We start from the raw sequence: 20,585 nt of genomic DNA, 5'->3' as shown, positions 1-20,585 counted from the left end.
CGCGAACCACTCACCAAGGCTGGCGAGTGGTAACCGCGGAGCCCGGTCGGAGTCGACCGGGGCGAGGGTGAATCAGTATTCCCAGAACATCCGTTGCAGCTCTTTGCTGTCGTTGGTCTTGGTCAGTGCGACCATCGCCAGGATGCGAGCTTTCTGTGGGTTCAGGTCATGCGCGACGACCCAGTCGTACTTATCGTCAGGCTGTTCGGCGTTACGCAGTACGAAACCACCGGCGTTGACGTGGGAAGAGCGAATGATTTGCACGCCATCCTTGCGCAGGGCTTGCAGCGCTGGAACGACCCGCGAAGAGACCGAGCCATTGCCGGTGCCAGCGTGGATGATGGCTTTGGCGCCTGACTGAGCCAGCGCTTTGTAGGCGGTGTCGCTGACATTGCCGTAGGAGTAAGCGATTTCGACGTCTGGCAGGCTCTTGATGTTCTTGATGTCGAATTCCGAATCCATGGTGTGACGCTTGGCCGGCAGGCGGAACCAGTAGGATTTGCCTTCGACCACCATGCCGAGCGGGCCCCAGGCACTTTTAAACGCCTCGGTCTTGATGTTGATCATTTTGCTGACATCACGCCCCGACTGGATTTCATCGTTCATGGTCACCAGCACGCCTTTGCCGCGTGCATCCTGGCTGCTGGCCACGGCCACGGCGTTGTACAGGTTCAGCATGCCGTCAGCCGACATTGCGGTGCCTGGGCGCATCGAGCCCACGACGACGATCGGCTTGTCGGTTTTTTCCACCAGGTTCAGGAAGTAGGCGGTTTCTTCCAGAGTGTCGGTGCCGTGAGTGATGACGATGCCATCGACGTCCTTGCTGTCGGCCAGTTCAGCCACACGACGACCCAGTTGCAGCAGGTTGTCGTTGGTGATGCTTTCGGACGCAATCTGCATAACCTGTTCGCCACGAACGTTAGCCAATTGACTCAGTTGCGGAACACCGGCGATCAATTGGTCGATGCCGACTTTCGCCGCTTGATAGGTTGCACTGTTGGCGGCGCTGGCACCCGCGCCGGCGATGGTGCCACCGGTAGCCAGGATCACCACGTTCGCCAGTTTTTGTTTGGTTTCGACTTCTTTTGCCTGAAGGGCAGTAGGCAGGAGGAGCAGCAGGGCCAAAGCGCCCGGAACGAAGGTCTTGAAAGCAGATGTCATTATTTTTCTCTCTAGTAGTGAGACAGTGCTGATGCAGGTTCATCTAGATACGCCCCAGGACGATCTGAACGCTTGGGGTGAGTGAGAAGGAGCAGGATCCGTACCAGTCATGTCTGGTATCGAAAATAATCTCTAACGCTTTGATTTATATAAATAATTAGCGTTTCGTCGGCTACTGTTTAAACAGGCTGTTGTCCGGGTTTCCGAATATGTATTGCATTTGCGTTCGGCTCTCCGAAAAGGACTACAGCTTCTGTTGAACTAGTCGTCTTGTAATATCGTAAATCCGTGCTAAAGAAATCCGGGCGCAGGTCGATGCTTCCTTAAAGGATCTTTTTTTAAAGGGAGTTCACATGTCGTTAATCGTCGGTTTTCCTAATGCCGCTGCAATCACGATCGGTGGCAAGTCGCCCGCGACTGTCGGCACCGTGAGTGATGGGACGTCGGAGGCAGGGGCGCCTTTGCCGGGCAAGGACCAGAGTGGCAATAACAGGGTCAAGTCAGGTGGTGGCGCTCAAGACGCAGCGACATCCGAGACCAGTAGCAATCAAAGTATTGCGGTGAAGATGCTGCTCAAGCGTATGCAAGAGCTTCAAAAGCAACTTCGCGAGCAACAGCAGCAGCTCGCGGCGGCTCAAGTCGCGTCCTATCCGACACCGGAAGCCAAGGCAACCGCTGTGATGTCGATACAGTCGCAGATCGCCGAAACCAACGCCGCGCTGGCACAAGTAACTGGCAGTCTGGTCAAGGAGTTGGTCAAGAATTCCAGTTCGGGCGGCCTGATCAACACCACCGCGTAGTGTCCAGTTTTTTGACCGTTTAAACGCAAAACGAAATTTTCCGGTCGTTGACAAATGTCGGCCGGGTTCGCATAGTTTGGTCTACGCAAACGTTTGCGCGGCTCTGTCAGTGGCTCAATCCATCGGCAACCCGATGAAACCTATGCCATTGCAAGCGTTGCTCATAATAATCATAAGATCGGAGTGAACCCATGAAGCTGCCATTCGCTGGACGTCTTCTCGCTGTCGCTATGCTGGCTGCCGTATCCGCCGCGTTGCCTGTCTCTTCGGCCTTCGCCGATACGCCTGAAAAACCCAAAGTCGCGCTGGTCATGAAATCGCTGGCCAACGAGTTCTTCCTGACCATGGAAGATGGCGCCAAGGCTTACCAGAAAGACCACTCCGACGAATTCGAACTGATTTCCAACGGCATCAAGGACGAAACAGACACCGCTAACCAGATCCGTATTGTCGAGCAGATGATCGTATCCAAGGTGAATGCGCTGGTCATCGCACCGGCTGACTCCAAGGCCATGGTGCCGGTGATCAAGAAAGCCGTCGATGCCGGCATCACGGTGATCAACATTGATAACCAGCTGGACCCAGGTGTCGTCAAAAGCAAAAACCTCACCGTCCCGTTCGTAGGCCCGGATAACCGCAAAGGCGCGCGTCTGGTGGGTGACTACTTGGCCAGGCAGCTGAAGGCCGGGGATGAAGTGGGCATTATCGAAGGTGTTTCCACCACCACCAACGCACAGGCCCGCACCGCTGGCTTCAAGGACGCAATGGAGGCTGCGCAAATCAAGGTCGTGTCCGTTCAGTCTGGCGACTGGGAAATCGACAAGGGTAATAAAGTCGCCGCTTCGATGCTGAGCGAATACCCGAACATCAAGGCCCTGTTGGCCGGCAACGACAGCATGGCCCTCGGGGTCGTTTCTGCCGTGCGCGCGGCGGGCAAGGCGGGCAAGGTGCAAGTGGTCGGCTACGACAACATCAACGCCATCAAGCCGATGCTCAAGGATGGCCGCATTCTGGCCACCGCTGACCAGTTTGCAGCTAAGCAAGCCGTATTCGGCATCGAGACTGCGCTGAAAATCATCAAAGGTGAAAAGGTCGATAGCGGCACCAACGGCGTCATCGAAACTCCGGTCGAACTGGTGACCAAGTAGTCCTTCTGGCGACACAAGGTGCTTGCCCGTCCGGGCGAGCACATGGAGAGTTTTTTATGTCAGTTTGCGCCCCGAACGCTGTCCTCTCGGTCAGCGGTATCGGTAAGACTTACGCCCAACCGGTCCTGACCGGCATCGACCTGACGCTCATGCGCGGCGAAGTGCTCGCCCTGACCGGCGAGAACGGTGCCGGCAAAAGCACGCTGTCGAAAATCATAGGCGGCCTGGTCACGCCGACCACCGGCCACATGCAGTTTCAGGGGCAGGATTACCGCCCCGGCAGCCGGACCCAGGCAGAAGACCTGGGCGTCCGCATGGTCATGCAGGAACTTAACCTGTTGCCGACCCTGTCGGTGGCGGAAAACCTGTTTCTCGACAATTTGCCGAGCAAGGGTGGCTGGATCAACCGCAAGCAACTGCGCAAGGCCGCAATCGAGGCCATGGCTCAGGTCGGGCTCGACGCGATCGACCCGGATACCCTGGTCAGTGAGCTGGGCATCGGTCACCAGCAAATGGTTGAAATCGCCCGCAACCTGATTGGCGATTGCCATGTGCTGATCCTCGACGAACCCACCGCGATGCTGACGGCCCGTGAAGTCGAGATGCTGTTCGAGCAGATCACTCGCCTGCAAGCTCGTGGCGTCTCGATCATCTATATCTCACACCGCCTCGAAGAACTCGCGCGGGTCGCTCAACGCATTGCGGTACTGCGCGACGGCCATCTGGTCTGTGTCGAGCCGATGGCCGATTACAACAGTGAGCAACTGGTGACATTGATGGTCGGTCGCGAGCTCGGCGAACACATCGACATGGGCCTGCGCAAGATGGGTGCTCCGGCATTGACGGTCAAAGGACTGACCCGCTCCGACAAGGTCCGCGGCGTGTCTTTCGAAGTGCGCGCCGGGGAGATTTTCGGGATTTCAGGATTGATCGGAGCGGGGCGCACCGAGTTGCTACGCCTGATTTTCGGCGCCGATGTACCAGACAGCGGCACGGTCGCGCTGGGTTCACCGGCTCAAGTGGTGAGTATTCGTTCACCGGCCGACGCGGTCGCTCATGGCATCGCTCTGATCACCGAAGACCGCAAGGGTGAAGGCTTGCTGTTGAGCCAATCGATCAGTGCCAACATTGCGTTGGGCAACATGCCGGTGATTTCCAGTGGTGGCTTCGTCAACAACGCTGACGAGATGGCCCTGGCTCAGCGTCAGATCGACGCCATGCACATCCGCAGTTCCAGTCCGACGCAACGTGTGTCGGAACTGTCCGGCGGCAACCAGCAGAAAGTCGTGATCGGGCGCTGGCTGGAGCGCGATTGCTCGGTGCTGCTGTTTGACGAGCCGACTCGCGGCATCGACGTGGGTGCCAAGTTCGACATCTATGCACTGCTCGGTGAGCTTACCCGCCAGGGCAAAGCGCTGGTGGTGGTGTCCAGTGACTTGCGTGAACTGATGTTGATCTGCGACCGGATCGGCGTGCTGTCGGCAGGGCGTTTGATCGACACCTTCGAGCGCGATAGCTGGACGCAGGATGATTTGCTGGCCGCCGCTTTCGCCGGCTACCAAAAACGTGATGCGCTGCTCAATGAAGCAGCACCTAGGGATTTCCCATGAAAACTGCAACGCTTGCTGGCAAACATAGTGGCAATTTTTACGGCCTCGGCACTTATCTGGGCCTGGCCAGTGCCTTGCTGGCGATGGTCGCGCTGTTCTCGGTACTGAGCAGCCACTTCCTGTCTTACGACACCTTCAGCACCCTGGCCAACCAGATTCCGGATTTGATGGTCCTGGCGGTCGGCATGACGTTCGTGTTGATCATCGGCGGTATCGACCTGTCGGTGGGCTCGGTATTGGCACTCGCGGCGTCGACGGTCAGTGTGGCGATACTTGGCTGGGGCTGGAGCGTATTGCCCGCAGCGCTGTTAGGCATGGCCGTAGCTGCATTGGCCGGCACCCTTACCGGTTCGATCACGGTGGCGTGGCGGATTCCCTCTTTCATCGTGTCCCTCGGCGTGCTGGAAATGGCTCGCGGCGTGGCGTATCAGATGACCGGTTCACGCACGGCCTATATCGGTGATGCCTTTGCGTGGCTGTCCAACCCGATCGCGTTCGGTATTTCGCCCTCGTTCATTATTGCCTTGCTGATCATCTTCATTGCCCAGGCCGTATTGACCCGGACGGTGTTCGGTCGCTACCTGATTGGTATTGGCACCAACGAAGAGGCGGTGCGCCTGGCCGGGATTAATCCAAAGCCCTACAAGATCCTGGTGTTCAGTCTGATGGGGTTGCTGGCCGGTATTGCTGCGCTGTTTCAGATTTCTCGCCTGGAAGCGGCGGATCCGAATGCCGGTTCCGGTCTGGAGCTGCAAGTGATCGCCGCTGTGGTGATTGGCGGCACGAGTTTGATGGGCGGTCGTGGCTCGGTCATCAGCACCTTCTTCGGCGTCTTGATCATTTCTGTATTGGCAGCCGGTCTGGCGCAGATCGGCGCGACCGAACCGACCAAACGCATCATCACCGGCGCGGTGATCGTGGTGGCGGTGGTGCTTGATACTTATCGCAGTCAACGCGCAAGCCGGCGGACCTGAGTCATGGCAACAATCAAGGATGTAGCGGCCCTCGCGGGAATTTCCTATACCACGGTTTCCCACGTGGTGAACAAGACCCGGCCGGTCAGTGAAGAAGTGCGGATCAAGGTCGAGGCGGCCATCAAAAGCCTCGACTACGTGCCCAGCGCCGTAGCCCGTTCGTTAAAAGCCAAAACCACGGCCACCATTGGTTTGCTGGTGCCTAACAGCCTCAACCCTTACTTCGCGGAGCTGGCTCGCGGCATTGAGGATTACTGCGAGCGTCACGGCTACTGCGTGATCCTCTGTAACTCCGACGACAACCCGGACAAGCAGCGCAGCTACCTGCGCGTGTTGCTTGAGAAACGTATCGACGGGCTGATCGTGGCATCGGCCGGTGGCGACGCAGGGCTGGCAGAAGGCCTGGCTGGCGTGCGCACGCCGATGGTAATCGTCGACCGTGGACTGGATGGCGTGAATGCCGACCTGGTGCGAATCGATCACGAATATGGCGCTTATCTGGCGACCCGTCACCTTCTGGAGTTGGGGCATCGGGATATCGCGACCATTGGCGGTCCGGCAACTACCAGCGTGGCGCAGATGCGTCTGTCCGGTTATTGCCGAGCGTTGAAGGAGGCGGGTGTCGAAGTGCCACGCGAACGCATGCTGGAAAGCGACTTTACCAGCACCGGCGGTTACAGCGCCGCCGCAATCCTGCTGGAAAAGAACCCGCCCAGCGCTATTTTTGCCGGCAATGACATGATCGGCATCGGCGTGCTGCGGGCCGCCGCCGAGCGCAATATTCGTGTGCCGACCGAGCTGTCGGTGATCGGATTCGACGATATCCAGATGAGCCGTTATGTCTATCCGGCGCTGACCACGGTTGGCCAATCGATCCTGCAGCTGGGGGAAATGGCGGCGGCAGTACTGTTAAGGCGGATCGCCACACCGGATAGGGCCATCGATCAAAGGATTGTGACGCCCAGTATTGTCCTGCGGGAGTCGACTGCGCCTCTGGCCGGCGTGTTCGCCCAGTTCCGTTGAAAAGAGATTGCCGGTAAACCAAAAGCAGCGCTGAAACAGAATTGATGGGTAGGGACGTATGCCAGCGAAAGTAGTGGTAATAGGCAGCATGAACATGGACCTGGTGACTCGCGCACCCAGGTTGCCACGTGGTGGTGAAACGCTGATCGGCGAGTCGTTTGCGACGGTTCACGGAGGCAAGGGCGCGAATCAGGCGGTCGCCGCCGCAAGGCTGGGTGCGCAGGTATCGATGGTCGGTTGCGTAGGCAGCGATGCCTATGGCGAAGAACTGCGGGGGGCGCTGTTGGCCGAGCAGATCGATTGTCAGGCGGTCAGCACGGTTGATGGCTCAAGTGGCGTGGCATTGATCGTGGTCGATGACAACAGCCAGAACGCAATCGTGATCGTCGCCGGTGCCAACGGTGCGCTGACATCAGAGGTCATCGATCGTTTCGACTCGGTATTGCAGGCCGCGGACGTGATTATCTGTCAGCTGGAAGTGCCGGATGCCACCGTCGGCCACGCGCTCAAGCGTGGCCGTGCGCTGGGCAAGATCGTGATTCTCAATCCGGCACCGGCCAGTCACCCATTGCCGGCGGATTGGTATGCGTCCATCGATTACCTGATTCCCAACGAAAGCGAAGCTGCGGCCCTGAGTGGAGTGCCAGTGGACTCTCTGGAAGCCGCCGAAACTGCCGCAACTCGGTTGATCGGTATGGGCGCCGGCAAGGTGATCATTACCCTCGGCGCCCAAGGGTCACTTTTTGCCAACGGCAAAAGCTTCGAGCATTTCCCGGCGCCGAAAGTGAAGGCTGTCGACACCACGGCGGCAGGCGACACCTTTGTCGGTGGTTTTGCCGCGGCCCTGGCAGCCGGCGAGAGCGAAGCCCAGGCCATCCGTTTCGGCCAGATCGCCGCCGCGCTGTCGGTCACCCGTGCTGGCGCGCAACCTTCGATTCCTACCTTGTCCGATGTTCTGGCCTTTAAAGCACCATGAAAAAGACACCTTTGCTTAACGTTGCCCTGTCGCGGCTAATCGCATCCCTTGGTCATGGCGACATAGTGGTGATTGGCGATGCCGGTCTACCCGTGCCTCCAGGCGTTGAATTGATTGACCTGGCCCTGACCCAAGGCATACCCGATTTCGTCAGCACCTTGAAAGTCGTGCTCAGCGAAATGCAAGTTGAAAGCCATGTACTCGCCAAGGAGATCCTGGACAAAAAGCCGTCGGCGTTGACGACGCTGGATGAGTTGGATGCCGACGGTGTGCTGGGTCAGCGTGAGCTGCTCAGCCATGATCAATTCAAAGTCCTCTGCCGACAGGCGCGGGCGATTGTTCGTACAGGCGAATGCCAGCCCTACTGCAACATTGTGTTGGTGGCGGGGGTAACGTTTTAGTTCTCTGTTGTCGCTCTGCTGTTCCACGCACAAGGAGTGCGCCATGTACCGCTATGCTCAGAAACTGCACCACCTGCTCCGGAGTCTGCTGCTTTTGTCCCTGATTAGCGCAACAAACGCCCAAGCGGCGGAAAGAATCGACTTGATCATCGACACTGACCCAGGTGCCGACGACGTGGTTGCCTTGCTATTCGCCCTGGCATCGCCCGAAGAACTGAATATTCGCGCGTTGACCACCGTTGCCGGCAATGTACGCCTGGACAAAACCTCGCGTAATGCGCGGCTGGCTCGCGAGTGGGCCGGGCGCGAAGAGGTGCCGGTTTATGCGGGCGCACCGAAACCGTTGATGCGCACGCCGATCTATGCCGAGGACATTCATGGCACGGAAGGCTTGTCGGGCGTCGCGGTTCACGAACCCAAGAAGGGCCTGGCCAAGGGGAATGCGGTCAATTACCTGATCGACACCTTGAAGGCTGCCAAGCCTCACAGCATCACTATCGCCATGCTGGGGCCACAGACCAACCTGGCGCTGGCACTCATCCAGGAGCCTGGAATCGTTCAGGGCATCAAGGAAGTGGTCGTCATGGGTGGGGCGCATTTCAATGGTGGCAACATCACCCCGGTGGCCGAGTTCAACCTGTTCGCTGACCCGCAGGCGGCTGAGGTGGTGCTCAACAGTGGTGTGAAGCTGACCTACCTGCCGTTGGACGTGACCCACAAGATCCTCACCAGCGATATGCGCCTGAAGCAAATTGCTGCACTGAACAACAATGCCAGCAAGCTGGTAGGCGATATTCTCAATGAATACATCAAGGGCGACATGGAGCACTACGGTATGCCGGGTGGGCCTGTGCATGACGCCACGGTCATCGCTTATCTGCTGAAACCGGAGCTGTTCAGCGGTCGTTCGGTCAACGTGGTGGTTGATAGTCGCGAAGGTCCGACCTTTGGTCAAACCATTGTCGACTGGCATGACGGCCTGAAGGCACCCAAAAATGCCTTCTGGGTTGAAAGCGGCGACGCCCAGGGATTCTTCGACTTGCTGACCCAGCGCCTGGCTCGTCTGAAGTAATCGGCAAGCCCGCAGGTGCCAGCCTGTGGGTTTTACTCCCTTTCGGTATCCGCTGCGCCTTTAAGCCCTGCCGGATATTTCTCGAATATCTGTTTGATGAATGTCTGGGCAGCTTCGGTTCCCAGTTCCTTGACCAGGATATCGATACTGATGATCGCCAACTCCTCCGCACTGCCAGGGCTGTAAGAGCTATGGCCTTCTGGCCACTTGGCTTTGATGTCGGCGTCGATGCTTACGGTGGTCATGATGGCGCTCGTGCAGTCGGGAAGGTCTGAATGTCGAGTTAACCATTTTGCGCGACGTTTGGCACTCCGACTTAGGCATGAGGGGAGGGCTATGCGACACTTGGGCTTTAACGATTTATCAAGGATCGCGCTGTGCAGATCGATTTGAACACTCCTGACGGTTTAACGCTTGAGGCGGTGCGTCAGTTGCTGGCCTGCGCCAGTGACGATGAACACACCCAATTGCGGGTGACCAAGGTCGGCATTGCCTACATTTCGTCAGGCATCGTCGGCGGGACCGATATCAATGGGCTGCTGTTTCGTCTGGAGACGTGGGCCAAGGGTTCCGGTTATGTAGGATTGGTCGCGGCCAGTGATGAGGTCTGGGTCATGCAGATCTTCAATGCGTTGAAAGAGAACTGGCCGAATCCGCCGTTCGACTACATCGACGTCTATTGAGTGTTGTTCATATTCAGTCACGATTGAGTGATGAAGCGCCGGCGATGCTCAGGCAAACTCGCCGCTGGTCCGGATCGAGGGCAGGGTGATGGCATTCACCTTGAAACCAAACGACAGATTGGCGGTCGCAAGATCTCAGCTTAACTATTGGATAAAAGGAGGCTTCATGCCTTGGAAGCTCGCGTCATTGGGTACTTTGCTCGCCGTCACTCTGCTGGCCGGTTGCAGCAGTACGACTTCGAAATCGGCAACAGACCCTGTTACGACGGCTGACACTGGCCACAGCCGTTGTGATGCAAAGGCAGCCGAATTCACCGTGGGTAAAGCCGCTTCGCCCGAACTGCTGGAGCAGGCGCGTACCGGTGCAGGTGCACAGAATGCCCGTTTCCTGATGCCTGCCGATATGGTGACTCTGGAGTATCGTTCCGATCGCCTGAATTTGAACACCGATGCCAATCGGGTAGTCACTCACATTAACTGCGGCTGACCTCAGCCTTTTGTTTCACCCATAAAAAACCCCGTCACATGGACGGGGTTTTTTTAGTGCGCCTGGAAATTACTCTGGGCGAACTTGAGCAGCTTGCATACCCTTTTGGCCTTTCTCAGCCACGAAGGAAACGGTTTGGCCTTCTTTCAGGCTTTTGAAACCGTCGCTTTCGATAGCTTTGAAGTGTACGAACAGGTCGTCACCGCCACCTTGAGGAGTGATGAAGCCGAAGCCTTTTTCATCGTTGAACCATTTAACGGTGCCGGTTTGGCGATTAGACATGGTGTATCTCCAAGAAACATATATTTTCAGTAGTACTGTGCTGCTCAGGCCAACTGGGCACACGGGACTATCATAGTCGAAATGTTCGGTTTGGGAGCCCCCCGGAGGGATTGTTTGCTCTCATATTGCGTATTTTTCGCAGCCTTGCATGGCTGAAAGCCCCGGTTTAAGCGGCTTTGCGCTTAAAAAAAGGGGATTAAAAAAAGCCGTAAAAGCTGCGTAAATAATACAAATCAGTGGTTTTTTGCCTGTTTTTGCTGTTCGAAACACTCCAAATCAGCGCCTCGATAGCCTATTTCTGGGTTTTGCACACCGAGATTTCTTGCAGTGCCCGCTGACCCAATGCTTGTGTTGGAGGGTTGTTAGGATCCATCAGCTGCGAGATTTCCTGCGTGGTGAATTTCTTCTCCAGGACATCGGCGCCGCACGCACAGTGCTTCTGGGCTTCAGACGGGTTCACGCTCTTGCTGGCAGCGATCGTACAATCTTGCATATATTTGGTTTTCACGCCGGCTGGCCAAGCAGCCTGTGCGCTCAGCGGCAACAGCATGGCCAGCGGGGCGGCAAGGGCGATAAGACGGATAAGACGCATGACTGGAACTCCTTCGGGTCGATAATTCTGTGGCAATTCTCAGCCTATTTGAGGCAGTGCGTATATCTCAAGTTCACTGTGCGCCGCAAAAACGCAGAAATATTCATAGTCCGCATCCTTGAGCGTCGATGACCGTTCATCTGTGCTAGGATTCTTCGCTCGTGCTTTTGCAAGCTCCGGATGACCTTCAGTCCCGGTAGCGGCAGACGCACGAATAACCCTGATTTGAATCCCAGTCACTCTGGTTCGGTTTTCCGGTTGGCCGCAAGGCTCCTGCCGCTGTAAGGCAGGCGTTCGTTATTGAATGGCCTGGACCGGATCTTGTACTGGCTCATCCCAACCCACGTGACCTTTGGTAGGGGTCACCACTAGGAGAGGAGGCGCCATGCCAACTATTACTCTTCCCGACGGCAGTCAACGTTCATTCGATCACCCGGTTTCCGTAGCCGAGGTCGCCGCATCCATTGGTGCCGGTCTGGCCAAAGCCACCGTAGCCGGCAAGGTCAATGGCAAGCTGGTCGACGCCAGCGACATCATCGACAGCGATTCCACGCTGCAAATCATTACGCCAAAGGATGAAGAGGGGCTGGAGATCATTCGCCACTCTTGCGCCCACCTGGTTGGCCATGCGGTCAAGCAGCTGTACCCGACCGCTAAAATGGTCATTGGTCCGGTCATCGACGAAGGCTTCTATTACGACATCGCCTTCGAACGTCCTTTTACGCCGGACGACCTGGCGGCCATCGAACAGCGCATGCAGCAGCTGATCGAAAAAGATTACGACGTGATCAAGAAAGTCACTCCGCGCGCCGAAGTGATCGAAGTGTTCAAGGCTCGCGGCGAAGACTACAAGTTGCGCCTGGTCGAAGACATGCCGAACGAGCAGGCCATGGGCCTGTACTATCACGAAGAATACGTCGACATGTGCCGTGGTCCGCACGTGCCGAACACGCGCTTCCTGAAATCCTTCAAGCTGACCAAGTTGTCCGGCGCCTACTGGCGTGGCGATGCCAAGAACGAGCAATTGCAGCGCGTTTACGGCACCGCTTGGGCTGACAAGAAGCAGCTGGCGACTTACATCCAGCGCATCGAAGAAGCTGAAAAGCGCGATCACCGCAAGATCGGCAAGCGCCTGGGCCTTTTCCATACCCAGGAAGAGTCGCCGGGCATGGTGTTCTGGCACCCGAATGGCTGGACACTGTATCAAGTGCTTGAGCAGTACATGCGCAAGGTTCAGCGCGACAATGGCTATCTGGAGATCAAGACTCCGCAAGTCGTTGACCGCAGCCTGTGGGAGAAATCCGGGCACTGGGCCAACTACGCCGACAACATGTTCACCACTCAGTCGGAAAACCGCGACTACGTGATCAAGCCGATGAACTGCCCTTGCCACGTGCAGGTGTTCAATCAAGGCCTGAAGAGCTACCGCGAACTGCCAATGCGCCTGGCCGAGTTCGGTGCCTGTCACCGTAACGAACCATCGGGTGCGTTGCACGGCATCATGCGTGTGCGTGCATTTACTCAGGACGACGCCCACATCTTCTGCACCGAAGAGCAGATGCAGGCCGAATCCGCAGCGTTTATCAAGCTGACCATGGACGTTTATGCCGACTTCGGCTTTAAAGACGTCGAGATGAAGCTGTCCACTCGTCCGGAAAAACGCGTTGGTTCCGACGAATTGTGGGATCGCGCTGAAGCTGCATTGGCTGCAGCCCTTGATAACGCTGGTCTGCCGTACGATTTGCAGCCAGGCGAAGGTGCGTTCTACGGTCCGAAGATCGAATTCTCGCTGAAAGATTGCCTCGGCCGTGTCTGGCAGTGTGGTACCCTTCAGCTCGATTTTAACCTGCCTGTCCGTCTGGGAGCCGAATACGTCTCCGAAGACAACAGTCGCAAGCAACCGGTTATGTTGCACCGGGCGATCCTTGGATCCTTCGAACGTTTCGTCGGAATCCTGATCGAGCACTACGAGGGTGCATTCCCTGCGTGGCTGGCTCCGACCCAGGCAGTGATCATGAATATCACTGATAAACAGGCTGATTTCGCCGCTGAGGTCGAAAAAACCCTCAACGAAAGCGGATTTCGTGCCAAGTCTGACTTGAGAAATGAAAAGATCGGCTTTAAAATCCGCGAGCATACTTTGCTCAAGGTTCCTTATCTCTTGGTTATCGGAGATCGGGAAGTCGAGATGCAGACTGTCGCTGTGCGTACTCGTGAAGGTGCTGACCTGGGCTCGATGCCCGTCGCCCAGTTCGCTGAGTTTCTCGCGCAAGCGGTTTCCCGGCGTGGTCGCCCAGATTCGGAGTAATTACTATTAAGCGTGAAATGAGACAAGATAAACGAGCTGCACCGAAAGCCCCGATCAACGAGAATATCTCGGCACGCGAGGTTCGGTTAATTGGGGCTGAAGGTGAACAGCTTGGGATTGTGTCAATTGAAGACGCGCTTCTTAAGGCTGAAGAGGCCAAGCTGGATCTGGTGGAGATTTCCGCCGATGCAGTACCCCCTGTTTGCAAACTGATGGACTACGGCAAATCGATCTTCGAAAAGAAGAAGCAGATTGCCGCTGCCAAGAAAAACCAGAAGCAGATCCAGGTTAAAGAAATCAAGTTTCGTCCAGGGACGGAGGAAGGGGATTACCAGGTAAAACTGCGCAACCTGGTACGTTTCCTGAGTGATGGGGACAGGGCCAAGGTATCCTTGCGATTCCGCGGCCGTGAGATGGCCCACCAGGAGCTGGGGATGGAACTCCTCAAGCGAGTTGAAGGTGACTTGCTCGAGTACGGTTCGGTCGAACAGCATCCTAAGATGGAAGGACGCCAGCTGATCATGGTCATCGCCCCGAAAAAGAAGAAGTAATCAATAGGGCACGGCAGGCCTTCTGATTATGTTTATCAACTGAATGCGGAGTATCCGAACATGCCAAAAATGAAAACTAAAAGTGGTGCTGCTAAGCGGTTTTTGAAAACTGCTAACGGTATCAAGCACAAGCACGCTTTCAAGAGCCACATCCTGACTAAAATGTCGACCAAGCGTAAGCGTCAACTGCGCGGTAGCAGCTTGCTGGCACCGTGTGACGTGGCAAAAGTCGAGCGCATGCTGCGCCTTCGTTAATTTAGTCAAGAATAGAGGAAGTAACTCATGGCTCGTGTAAAGCGTGGCGTCATTGCCCGTAAACGTCACAAAAAAATTCTGAAACTTGCTAAAGGCTACTACGGCGCTCGCTCGCGCGTATTCCGTGTTGCCAAGCAAGCGGTAATCAAGGCAGGCCAATACGCCTACCGTGACCGTCGTCAGAAAAAACGTCAGTTCCGCGCTCTGTGGATCGCTCGTATCAACGCTGGTGCACGTATCAACGGCCTGTCCTACAGCCGTTTCATCGCCGGCCTGAAAAAAGCGTCCATCGAGATCGACCGTAAGGTTCTGGCTGATCTGGCAGTGAACGAAAAAGCGGCGTTTGCTGCGATTGTCGAGAAAGCTAAAGCCACCTTGGCTTAAGTACCCCCGACAGTCACCCGGCCTCACCTCTGTGGGGCCAGGTGTTAAACGTCATAAATAGGGGAAGAGCCTTCAAGCTCTTCCCCTATTTTGTATCTGGAGTCTGTACATGGAAAACCTGGATGCGCTCGTCTCTCAAGCACTAGAGGCTGTGCAAAGCGCTGAAGATATCAATGCCCTGGAGCAAATCCGGGTTCACTACCTTGGCAAAAAGGGTGAATTGACTCAGGTGATGAAGACCCTGGGGAATTTGCCGGCAGAAGAGCGTCCGCAAGTCGGTGCGCTGATCAACGTTGCCAAGGAGCGTGTCACAGAGGTTCTCAATGCCCGCAAGGCGCTGTTTGAAGAGGCCGACCTGGCCGCCAAACTGTCTGCCGAGTCCATTGACGTGACCCTGCCTGGCCGTGGCCAGACCTCGGGTGGTCTGCATCCGGTTACCCGCACTCTGGAACGTATCGAACAGTTCTTCACTCACATTGGCTACGGCATTGCCGAAGGCCCTGAGGTCGAAGACGACTACCACAACTTCGAAGCGCTCAACATCCCAGGCCATCACCCGGCCCGGTCGATGCATGACACTTTCTATTTCAATGCGAACATGCTGCTGCGCACCCATACCTCGCCGGTACAGGTCCGCACCATGGAATCGAAACAGCCGCCGATCCGCATCGTCTGCCCAGGCCGTGTGTACCGTAGCGACTCCGATATTACCCACTCGCCGATGTTCCACCAGGTCGAAGGCCTGCTGGTCGATCGCGACATCAATTTCGCCGACCTGAAAGGGACCATCGAAGAGTTCCTGCGGGTGTTCTTTGAAAAAGAACTGGCCGTGCGTTTTCGTCCTTCGTACTTCCCGTTCACCGAGCCATCCGCCGAAGTCGACATGGAATGCGTGATGTGCAGCGGTAAAGGCTGCCGTGTCTGCAAGCAGACTGGCTGGCTGGAAGTCATGGGCTGCGGCATGGTTCATCCGAACGTGCTGCGTATGTCCGGGATCGACCCGGAAGAGTTTTCGGGCTTTGCCTTCGGCATGGGCGTTGAGCGTCTGGCCATGCTGCGTTACGGCGTGAACGACTTGCGTCTGTTCTTCGACAACGACTTGCGGTTCCTCGCGCAATTTCGCTAGTCGTAACGAATTCTTAGGAGAGCAGGATGAAATTCAGTGAACAATGGCTGCGTGGCTGGGTAAGCCCGCAGGTAAGTCGCGACGAGCTGGTTGCTCGTCTGTCGATGGCCGGTCTTGAGGTCGATAGCGTTACGCCGGCCGCCGGTGAGTTCAGTGGCGTGGTCGTGGGCGAGGTGCTGAGCACCGAGCAGCACCCGGACGCTGACAAGCTGCGTGTTTGCCAGGTCAGCAATGGCTCGGAGACCTTCCAGGTAGTATGCGGCGCGCCAAACGTGCGCCCGGGCCTGAAGATCCCGTTCGCCATGATCGGTGCCGAGCTGCCAGGCGACTTCAAAATCAAGAAAGCCAAGCTGCGTGGCGTTGAGTCCAACGGCATGCTGTGCTCGCAAGCCGAGCTACAAGTCGGTGAAGGCAACGATGGTCTGATGGAATTGCCGGCCGATGCGCCGGTCGGTCAGGACATTCGCGAATACCTGAACCTGGACGACGCCAGCATCGAGGTCGACTTGACCCCGAACCGAGGCGACTGCCTGTCCCTGGCCGGTCTGGCTCGCGAAGTCGGCGCGCTGTACGCCGCTGAAGTCACCCGCCCGGTCGTTGCTGTCGTTCCAGCCGCGCACGACGAAGTGCGTTCGGTTGAAGTGCTGGCGCCTGCCGCCTGCCCACGTTACCTGGGTCGTGTGATCCGTAACGTCGACCTGTCCAAACCGACCCCGTTGTGGATGGTCGAGCGCCTGCGTCGTGCTGACGTGCGCAGCATCGACGCTGCCGTCGACATCACCAACTACGTGATGCTGGAGCTGGGTCAGCCGCTGCACGCGTTTGATCTCGCCGAAATCAACGGCGGCATCCGCGTACGCATGGCCGAAGAAGGCGAGAAGCTGGTGCTGCTCGACGGTCAGGAAGTCAGTCTGCGCAGCGATACGCTGGTGATCGCCGACCACACTCGTGCCCTGGCAATCGCCGGCGTGATGGGTGGCGAGCACAGTGGCGTCAACACCGCGACCACTCGCGACATCTTCCTGGAAAGCGCGTTCTTCGATCAGATTGCTGTCGCTGGCAAGGCGCGTTCCTATGGTCTGCACACCGACGCTTCGCACCGCTACGAGCGTGGCGTGGACTGGCAACTGGCCCGCGAAGCCATGGAGCGCGCCACTGGCCTGCTGCTGGAAATCACTGGCGGCGAAGCCGGCCCGATCATCGAAACCGTGAGCGAGCAGCATCTGCCAAAAATCGCGCCGGTTACGCTGCGTGCGCAACGCATCACCCAGATGCTGGGCATGGAAATGGATTCGGCCGAAGTCGAGCGTCTGCTCAACGCTTTGGGTCTGGCCGTTTCGGCCGATGGGGCAGGGCAGTGGCGCGTAGAAGTGCCAAGCCATCGCTTCGATATCAGCCTGGAAGTTGACCTGATCGAAGAGCTGGCCCGTCTGTACGGTTACAACCGTCTGCCGGTTCGCTACCCACAAGCCCGTCTGGCGCCGCAAGCCAAGGCTGAAGCCCGTAGCGATCTGCCTGAACTTCGCCGTCTGCTGGTGGCTCGGGGTTACCAGGAAGCGATCACCTACAGCTTCATCGATCCGAAACAGTTCGAGTTGTTTAATCCGGGTGTTGAACCGCTGTTACTGGCCAACCCGATTTCTAACGACATGGCGGCCATGCGCTCGTCCTTGTGGCCGGGTCTGGTGAAGGCACTTCAGCACAACCTGAACCGTCAACAGGATCGCGTCCGTCTGTTCGAAAGCGGCCTGCGCTTCGTCGGTCAGTTGGAAGGCCTGAAGCAAGAGCCGATGCTGGCGGGCGTTGTTTGCGGTAGCCGTCTGCCGGAAGGTTGGGCGCAAGGTCGCGATGTCGTGGACTTCTTCGACGTCAAAGCCGACGTGGAAGCGGTGCTGGGCTTCGCCGGTGCACTGGACTCGTTCACGTTTGTGCCGGGCAAACACCCTGCGTTGCACCCGGGTCAAACCGCACGCATCGAGCGTGAAGGCCGCTTGGTCGGTTTCGTCGGCGCAATCCACCCTGAACTATCGAAAACCCTCGGTCTCGACCGTCCGGTCTTCGTTTTCGAGCTGGTTCTGGCCGAAGTGGCGTTGGGCAAAATGCCTAAATTCCAGGAGTTATCGCGCTTTCCTGAAGTGCGTCGTGACCTGGCCCTGCTGGCCGATACAGGCGTTGCAGCCAGTGCCGTACTGGACGTAATCCGTGAAAATGCAGGTGAATGGCTGACAGACCTCAGGCTATTTGACGTGTATCAGGGTAAAGGTATTGATCCGCATAGAAAAAGCCTTGCAGTTGGCTTGACCTGGCAGCATCCATCGCGCACTCTTAATGACGATGAGGTGAATACCGCGACGCAAAACATCCTCACCTCGCTCGAACAAAGGTTGAACGCCACGTTAAGGAAGTGACGTATGGGGGCTCTGACGAAAGCTGAGATGGCGGAACGTCTGTATGAAGAGCTGGGCCTGAATAAACGGGAGGCCAAGGAATTGGTCGAACTGTTTTTTGAGGAAATCAGGCACGCTCTTGAAGACAACGAACAAGTCAAATTGTCCGGTTTCGGCAATTTCGACCTTCGGGACAAACGCCAGCGGCCTGGCCGCAATCCGAAAACGGGTGAAGAAATCCCGATCACGGCTCGCCGTGTGGTCACCTTTCGTCCAGGGCAGAAGTTGAAGGCCCGAGTTGAGGCTTATGCTGGAACCAAGTCATAACGACGAGCTACCCGTCATCCCAGGCAAACGCTACTTCACCATTGGTGAAGTCAGCGAGCTGTGTGCCGTAAAACCGCACGTGCTGCGCTATTGGGAGCAGGAGTTTCCTCAACTCAACCCCGTGAAACGCCGCGGAAACCGCCGGTATTATCAGCGACAAGACGTGCTGATGATCCGGCAGATCCGCGCGCTTCTTTACGATCAGGGGTTCACCATCGGCGGCGCACGCTTGCGTTTGTCCGGCGATGAAGCCAAAGACGACACTACTCAATACAAGCAAATGATTCGGCAGATGATCGCTGAATTGGAAGACGTGCTGGTTGTACTCAAGAAATAAATTCCTGCTTTTAAATACTTCCAGTTTTCAAAAGCTTGCGATATATTCTTGAGCGTTCCTCGAGGAGAGGAACAGGTTTCACGCCTAGTCGGGGCGTAGCGCAGTCCGGTAGCGCACTAGCATGGGGTGCTAGGGGTCGAGTGTTCGAATCACTCCGTCCCGACCATATTTCCTGAGTAAAATCAGACGCTTAAGCTGATCAGATGGATCGGCTTTTTTGTGTCTGCGCAAAACCCGCGCAAAACTGGCGCAAAACTACCCGGTGATTTCGCTAATGTTCAGGTCTGGAATCGCCTCGGACCAGACGATTTCCTCGTGGTCGCGCTGGTAGTTTTTGGTCATGCCCTCGCTCGCATGCCCAGCAATTTTCTGCCCATCCTTTCCGGCTTTCTTGTACAGGTGTAGCGACAGCGCCCGCACTTCATGGAAGCCCGGCATCTCTTCTTCCTTCCAGCCCTTGTAGCATTCAGCCGCCTCCCGGGCGTCCTTGAACGCTCGAGTCAAATATCTCTCTTCAACCTTCGTCCAGTGGTCCTTGGTCTGCGCCTGCTTCTGTTTCAGGCGATCCGGTTTGCGGTGCACCAGGTAGGGCGAGACGACATCGTCGCGGCACCGGCTGATGACCGCCTGCAGCTCTGGTGTCACCCGAAAACGAATCCACGCAGCGTCACTGGCCTTGGCCGTCTTCTTCTGCACCACGTACAAATGACCTTCCCGAACTCCGTCGAACCTCATGTCTAAGATGTCTGTCCGGCGCTGCGCGGTAATCAGGGCCAAGTCGATGGCGTTCTGCAGCCAGGCTGGCGACTTTTCCCGGATGGCCTTCAGCCCCTCGACGGTGTGGCGCTTACGCAGTTTCTTCTCGATGCGATTAATCGTGCTCGCAGCAGGGTTGTCCGGGCACAAGCCCTTGGCCGCTGCGTGGTTGAAGATGTCGGTCAACAGCGCACGACACTGGTTTGCCGTGCGTGGGGTCAGAGCGTCCAGCATTTCCGCAACCATGCGGATCGATATCTGGTCGACCGCCTTACCCTCGAACTGCTTACGGAAGCGCCTGAAGTGCACCGCGTACAGACCGAGCGTGCCCTTGGCCAGCTCGCGCGGCGGCAACACGTCGGCTTCGTACTTGTCGAGGAAGGTGGCGAATGATTCGGATGAGGCGGACAGCACGGAACCGACCAGGTCGGCACCGCGCATAAACTCTAGGTTCAACTGTTTCGCCGCGTCGATCGCTTTGATGCGGTCAGTACCGAACTGGAACCACTTCCCGTCGGTGGGCCGCCGGTAGCGATAGGTCGAGCGCCGCGCATCGAAGTACAGGTTCTGCGGAAGGCTCTTATTCGCAGTATTGCGCGGCCGTGGTGCCATCATGCAGCTCCTTTCAATACCATCGCCACCAGGTCGTTTCCGTTCGAGCGGTTGAATGCGGTCCAGTCAACGTACCAGAGTTTCCCGATCTGCTCGCCGGGCACCACGCCGTTACGGATGTGGTTACGGATGGCTTGCGGGCATTGCGGTGTGCCGTTTTCGCCCCAGCGCCGGCGCTGAAACTCGCTGATCTTGATCAGTTCTTTTTTCATTGGATGCTCCATGCCACGCGTGGCGGCAGAAGGTGGTTTTATAGGCGGTTGAGCTGCAGGTCTGACTTCCGCTGCTCAGGTGTTCTGGCTGGGAAGCCAAACGTCATTCGTCGCTTCCCTG

General features: G+C 57.0%; 24 protein-coding genes and 1 tRNA gene. 19 read left to right on the top strand and 6 right to left on the bottom strand.

Features of this window, described 5'->3' with window-relative positions; all coding sequences use genetic code 11:
- Positions 1-72: 72 nt before the first annotated feature.
- Positions 73-1,161, bottom strand: a complete 1,089-nt coding sequence (locus AC1MDT_RS12570; RefSeq protein ID WP_480422305.1) for an asparaginase — start codon at positions 1,159-1,161, stop codon at positions 73-75.
- 353 nt (positions 1,162-1,514) lie between these two features.
- On the opposite strand from AC1MDT_RS12570, the gene AC1MDT_RS12565 reads away from it, so the two are divergent.
- The 8 genes from AC1MDT_RS12565 to AC1MDT_RS12530 all read left to right on the top strand — a co-directional run bounded on the left by AC1MDT_RS12565 (position 1,515) and on the right by AC1MDT_RS12530 (position 9,165).
- Complete coding sequence (locus AC1MDT_RS12565) at positions 1,515-1,961, top strand: hypothetical protein (RefSeq protein ID WP_480422304.1); 447 nt, start codon at positions 1,515-1,517, stop codon at positions 1,959-1,961.
- A 191-nt stretch (positions 1,962-2,152) separates the two neighbouring features.
- A complete protein-coding gene (locus AC1MDT_RS12560; RefSeq protein ID WP_480422303.1) occupies positions 2,153-3,109 on the top strand; it encodes a substrate-binding domain-containing protein in 957 nt (318 codons plus the stop codon).
- Between the two features lie 56 nt (positions 3,110-3,165).
- Positions 3,166-4,719, top strand: coding sequence for a sugar ABC transporter ATP-binding protein (locus AC1MDT_RS12555; protein ID WP_480422302.1), 1,554 nt, complete (start codon positions 3,166-3,168; stop codon positions 4,717-4,719).
- Positions 4,716-5,693, top strand: a complete 978-nt coding sequence (locus AC1MDT_RS12550) for an ABC transporter permease (RefSeq protein WP_480422301.1) — start codon at positions 4,716-4,718, stop codon at positions 5,691-5,693. Before AC1MDT_RS12555 ends, AC1MDT_RS12550 begins: the two co-directional genes overlap by 4 nt.
- A 3-nt stretch (positions 5,694-5,696) precedes the next feature.
- Positions 5,697-6,716 carry a LacI family DNA-binding transcriptional regulator gene (locus tag AC1MDT_RS12545; protein ID WP_480422300.1) on the top strand — a complete coding sequence of 340 codons (1,020 nt, stop codon included), beginning with the start codon at positions 5,697-5,699 and terminating at the stop codon, positions 6,714-6,716.
- 58 nt (positions 6,717-6,774) lie between these two features.
- Entirely contained in the window at positions 6,775-7,692 is a 918-nt protein-coding gene (rbsK, locus tag AC1MDT_RS12540) for a ribokinase (protein WP_480422299.1), read from the top strand.
- Entirely contained in the window at positions 7,689-8,093 is a 405-nt protein-coding gene (gene rbsD / locus AC1MDT_RS12535; RefSeq protein ID WP_480422298.1) for a D-ribose pyranase, read from the top strand. The genes rbsK and rbsD overlap by 4 nt, the downstream gene beginning before the upstream one ends.
- A 43-nt stretch (positions 8,094-8,136) precedes the next feature.
- Positions 8,137-9,165, top strand: coding sequence for a nucleoside hydrolase (locus AC1MDT_RS12530; RefSeq protein ID WP_480422297.1), 1,029 nt, complete (start codon positions 8,137-8,139; stop codon positions 9,163-9,165).
- 32 nt (positions 9,166-9,197) lie between these two features.
- Here the strand turns inward: AC1MDT_RS12530 and AC1MDT_RS12525 are convergent, their stop codons facing one another.
- On the bottom strand, positions 9,198-9,410 hold the full coding sequence (locus tag AC1MDT_RS12525; RefSeq protein ID WP_480422296.1) for a hypothetical protein: 213 nt from the start codon (positions 9,408-9,410) through the stop codon (positions 9,198-9,200).
- A 132-nt stretch (positions 9,411-9,542) separates the two neighbouring features.
- On the opposite strand from AC1MDT_RS12525, the gene AC1MDT_RS12520 reads away from it, so the two are divergent.
- Both AC1MDT_RS12520 and AC1MDT_RS12515 read left to right on the top strand, forming a co-directional pair.
- Positions 9,543-9,848 carry a hypothetical protein gene (locus tag AC1MDT_RS12520; RefSeq protein ID WP_480422295.1) on the top strand — a complete coding sequence of 102 codons (306 nt, stop codon included), beginning with the start codon at positions 9,543-9,545 and terminating at the stop codon, positions 9,846-9,848.
- Between the two features lie 166 nt (positions 9,849-10,014).
- Positions 10,015-10,335 (top strand): I78 family peptidase inhibitor, encoded by a 321-nt coding sequence (locus AC1MDT_RS12515; RefSeq protein ID WP_480422294.1) that lies wholly within the window; start codon positions 10,015-10,017, stop codon positions 10,333-10,335.
- Positions 10,336-10,404: 69 nt separating this feature from the next.
- On the opposite strand, the gene AC1MDT_RS12510 is transcribed toward AC1MDT_RS12515, so the two are convergent.
- Complete coding sequence (locus AC1MDT_RS12510; protein WP_003179963.1) at positions 10,405-10,617, bottom strand: cold-shock protein; 213 nt, start codon at positions 10,615-10,617, stop codon at positions 10,405-10,407.
- A gap of 292 nt (positions 10,618-10,909) precedes the next feature.
- The gene (locus AC1MDT_RS12505; RefSeq protein ID WP_480422293.1) at positions 10,910-11,209 is read right to left on the bottom strand and encodes a hypothetical protein; all 300 of its coding nucleotides are present in this window, start codon (positions 11,207-11,209) and stop codon (positions 10,910-10,912) included.
- A 385-nt stretch (positions 11,210-11,594) separates the two neighbouring features.
- On the opposite strand from AC1MDT_RS12505, the gene thrS reads away from it, so the two are divergent.
- The 9 genes from thrS (at position 11,595) to AC1MDT_RS12460 (ending at position 19,050) form a co-directional block, all read left to right on the top strand.
- Entirely contained in the window at positions 11,595-13,517 is a 1,923-nt protein-coding gene (thrS, locus tag AC1MDT_RS12500) for a threonine--tRNA ligase (protein WP_480422292.1), read from the top strand.
- Positions 13,517-14,068 (top strand): translation initiation factor IF-3, encoded by a 552-nt coding sequence (gene infC, locus AC1MDT_RS12495; protein ID WP_169857083.1) that lies wholly within the window; start codon positions 13,517-13,519, stop codon positions 14,066-14,068. Before thrS ends, infC begins: the two co-directional genes overlap by 1 nt.
- A 60-nt stretch (positions 14,069-14,128) precedes the next feature.
- The gene (gene rpmI, locus AC1MDT_RS12490) at positions 14,129-14,323 is read left to right on the top strand and encodes a 50S ribosomal protein L35 (RefSeq protein WP_008145659.1); all 195 of its coding nucleotides are present in this window, start codon (positions 14,129-14,131) and stop codon (positions 14,321-14,323) included.
- A 27-nt stretch (positions 14,324-14,350) separates the two neighbouring features.
- Positions 14,351-14,707 (top strand): 50S ribosomal protein L20, encoded by a 357-nt coding sequence (rplT, locus tag AC1MDT_RS12485; protein ID WP_007905879.1) that lies wholly within the window; start codon positions 14,351-14,353, stop codon positions 14,705-14,707.
- A gap of 109 nt (positions 14,708-14,816) precedes the next feature.
- Positions 14,817-15,833 carry a phenylalanine--tRNA ligase subunit alpha gene (gene pheS / locus AC1MDT_RS12480; RefSeq protein WP_007905876.1) on the top strand — a complete coding sequence of 339 codons (1,017 nt, stop codon included), beginning with the start codon at positions 14,817-14,819 and terminating at the stop codon, positions 15,831-15,833.
- Positions 15,834-15,859: 26 nt separating this feature from the next.
- Positions 15,860-18,241 (top strand): phenylalanine--tRNA ligase subunit beta, encoded by a 2,382-nt coding sequence (pheT, locus tag AC1MDT_RS12475; RefSeq protein WP_480422291.1) that lies wholly within the window; start codon positions 15,860-15,862, stop codon positions 18,239-18,241.
- A 3-nt stretch (positions 18,242-18,244) separates the two neighbouring features.
- On the top strand, positions 18,245-18,547 hold the full coding sequence (ihfA, locus tag AC1MDT_RS12470) for an integration host factor subunit alpha (RefSeq protein ID WP_002553164.1): 303 nt from the start codon (positions 18,245-18,247) through the stop codon (positions 18,545-18,547).
- The gene (locus tag AC1MDT_RS12465; protein ID WP_003179985.1) at positions 18,528-18,884 is read left to right on the top strand and encodes a MerR family transcriptional regulator; all 357 of its coding nucleotides are present in this window, start codon (positions 18,528-18,530) and stop codon (positions 18,882-18,884) included. The genes ihfA and AC1MDT_RS12465 overlap by 20 nt, the downstream gene beginning before the upstream one ends.
- Before the next feature lie 89 nt (positions 18,885-18,973).
- A tRNA-Pro gene (locus AC1MDT_RS12460) sits at positions 18,974-19,050 on the top strand.
- Between the two features lie 89 nt (positions 19,051-19,139).
- Here the strand turns inward: AC1MDT_RS12460 and AC1MDT_RS12455 are convergent.
- Complete coding sequence (locus tag AC1MDT_RS12455) at positions 19,140-20,252, bottom strand: phage integrase Arm DNA-binding domain-containing protein (protein WP_480422775.1); 1,113 nt, start codon at positions 20,250-20,252, stop codon at positions 19,140-19,142.
- Positions 20,252-20,464 (bottom strand): hypothetical protein, encoded by a 213-nt coding sequence (locus tag AC1MDT_RS12450; RefSeq protein ID WP_480422290.1) that lies wholly within the window; start codon positions 20,462-20,464, stop codon positions 20,252-20,254. Before AC1MDT_RS12450 ends, AC1MDT_RS12455 begins: the two co-directional genes overlap by 1 nt.
- Positions 20,465-20,585 lie beyond the last annotated feature (121 nt).

It is taken from the genome of Pseudomonas sp. ASL7, from assembly GCF_056680375.1.
Note: the sequence above shows the minus strand (reverse complement) of the source record. Positions and strands in the feature narration are given on the sequence as shown.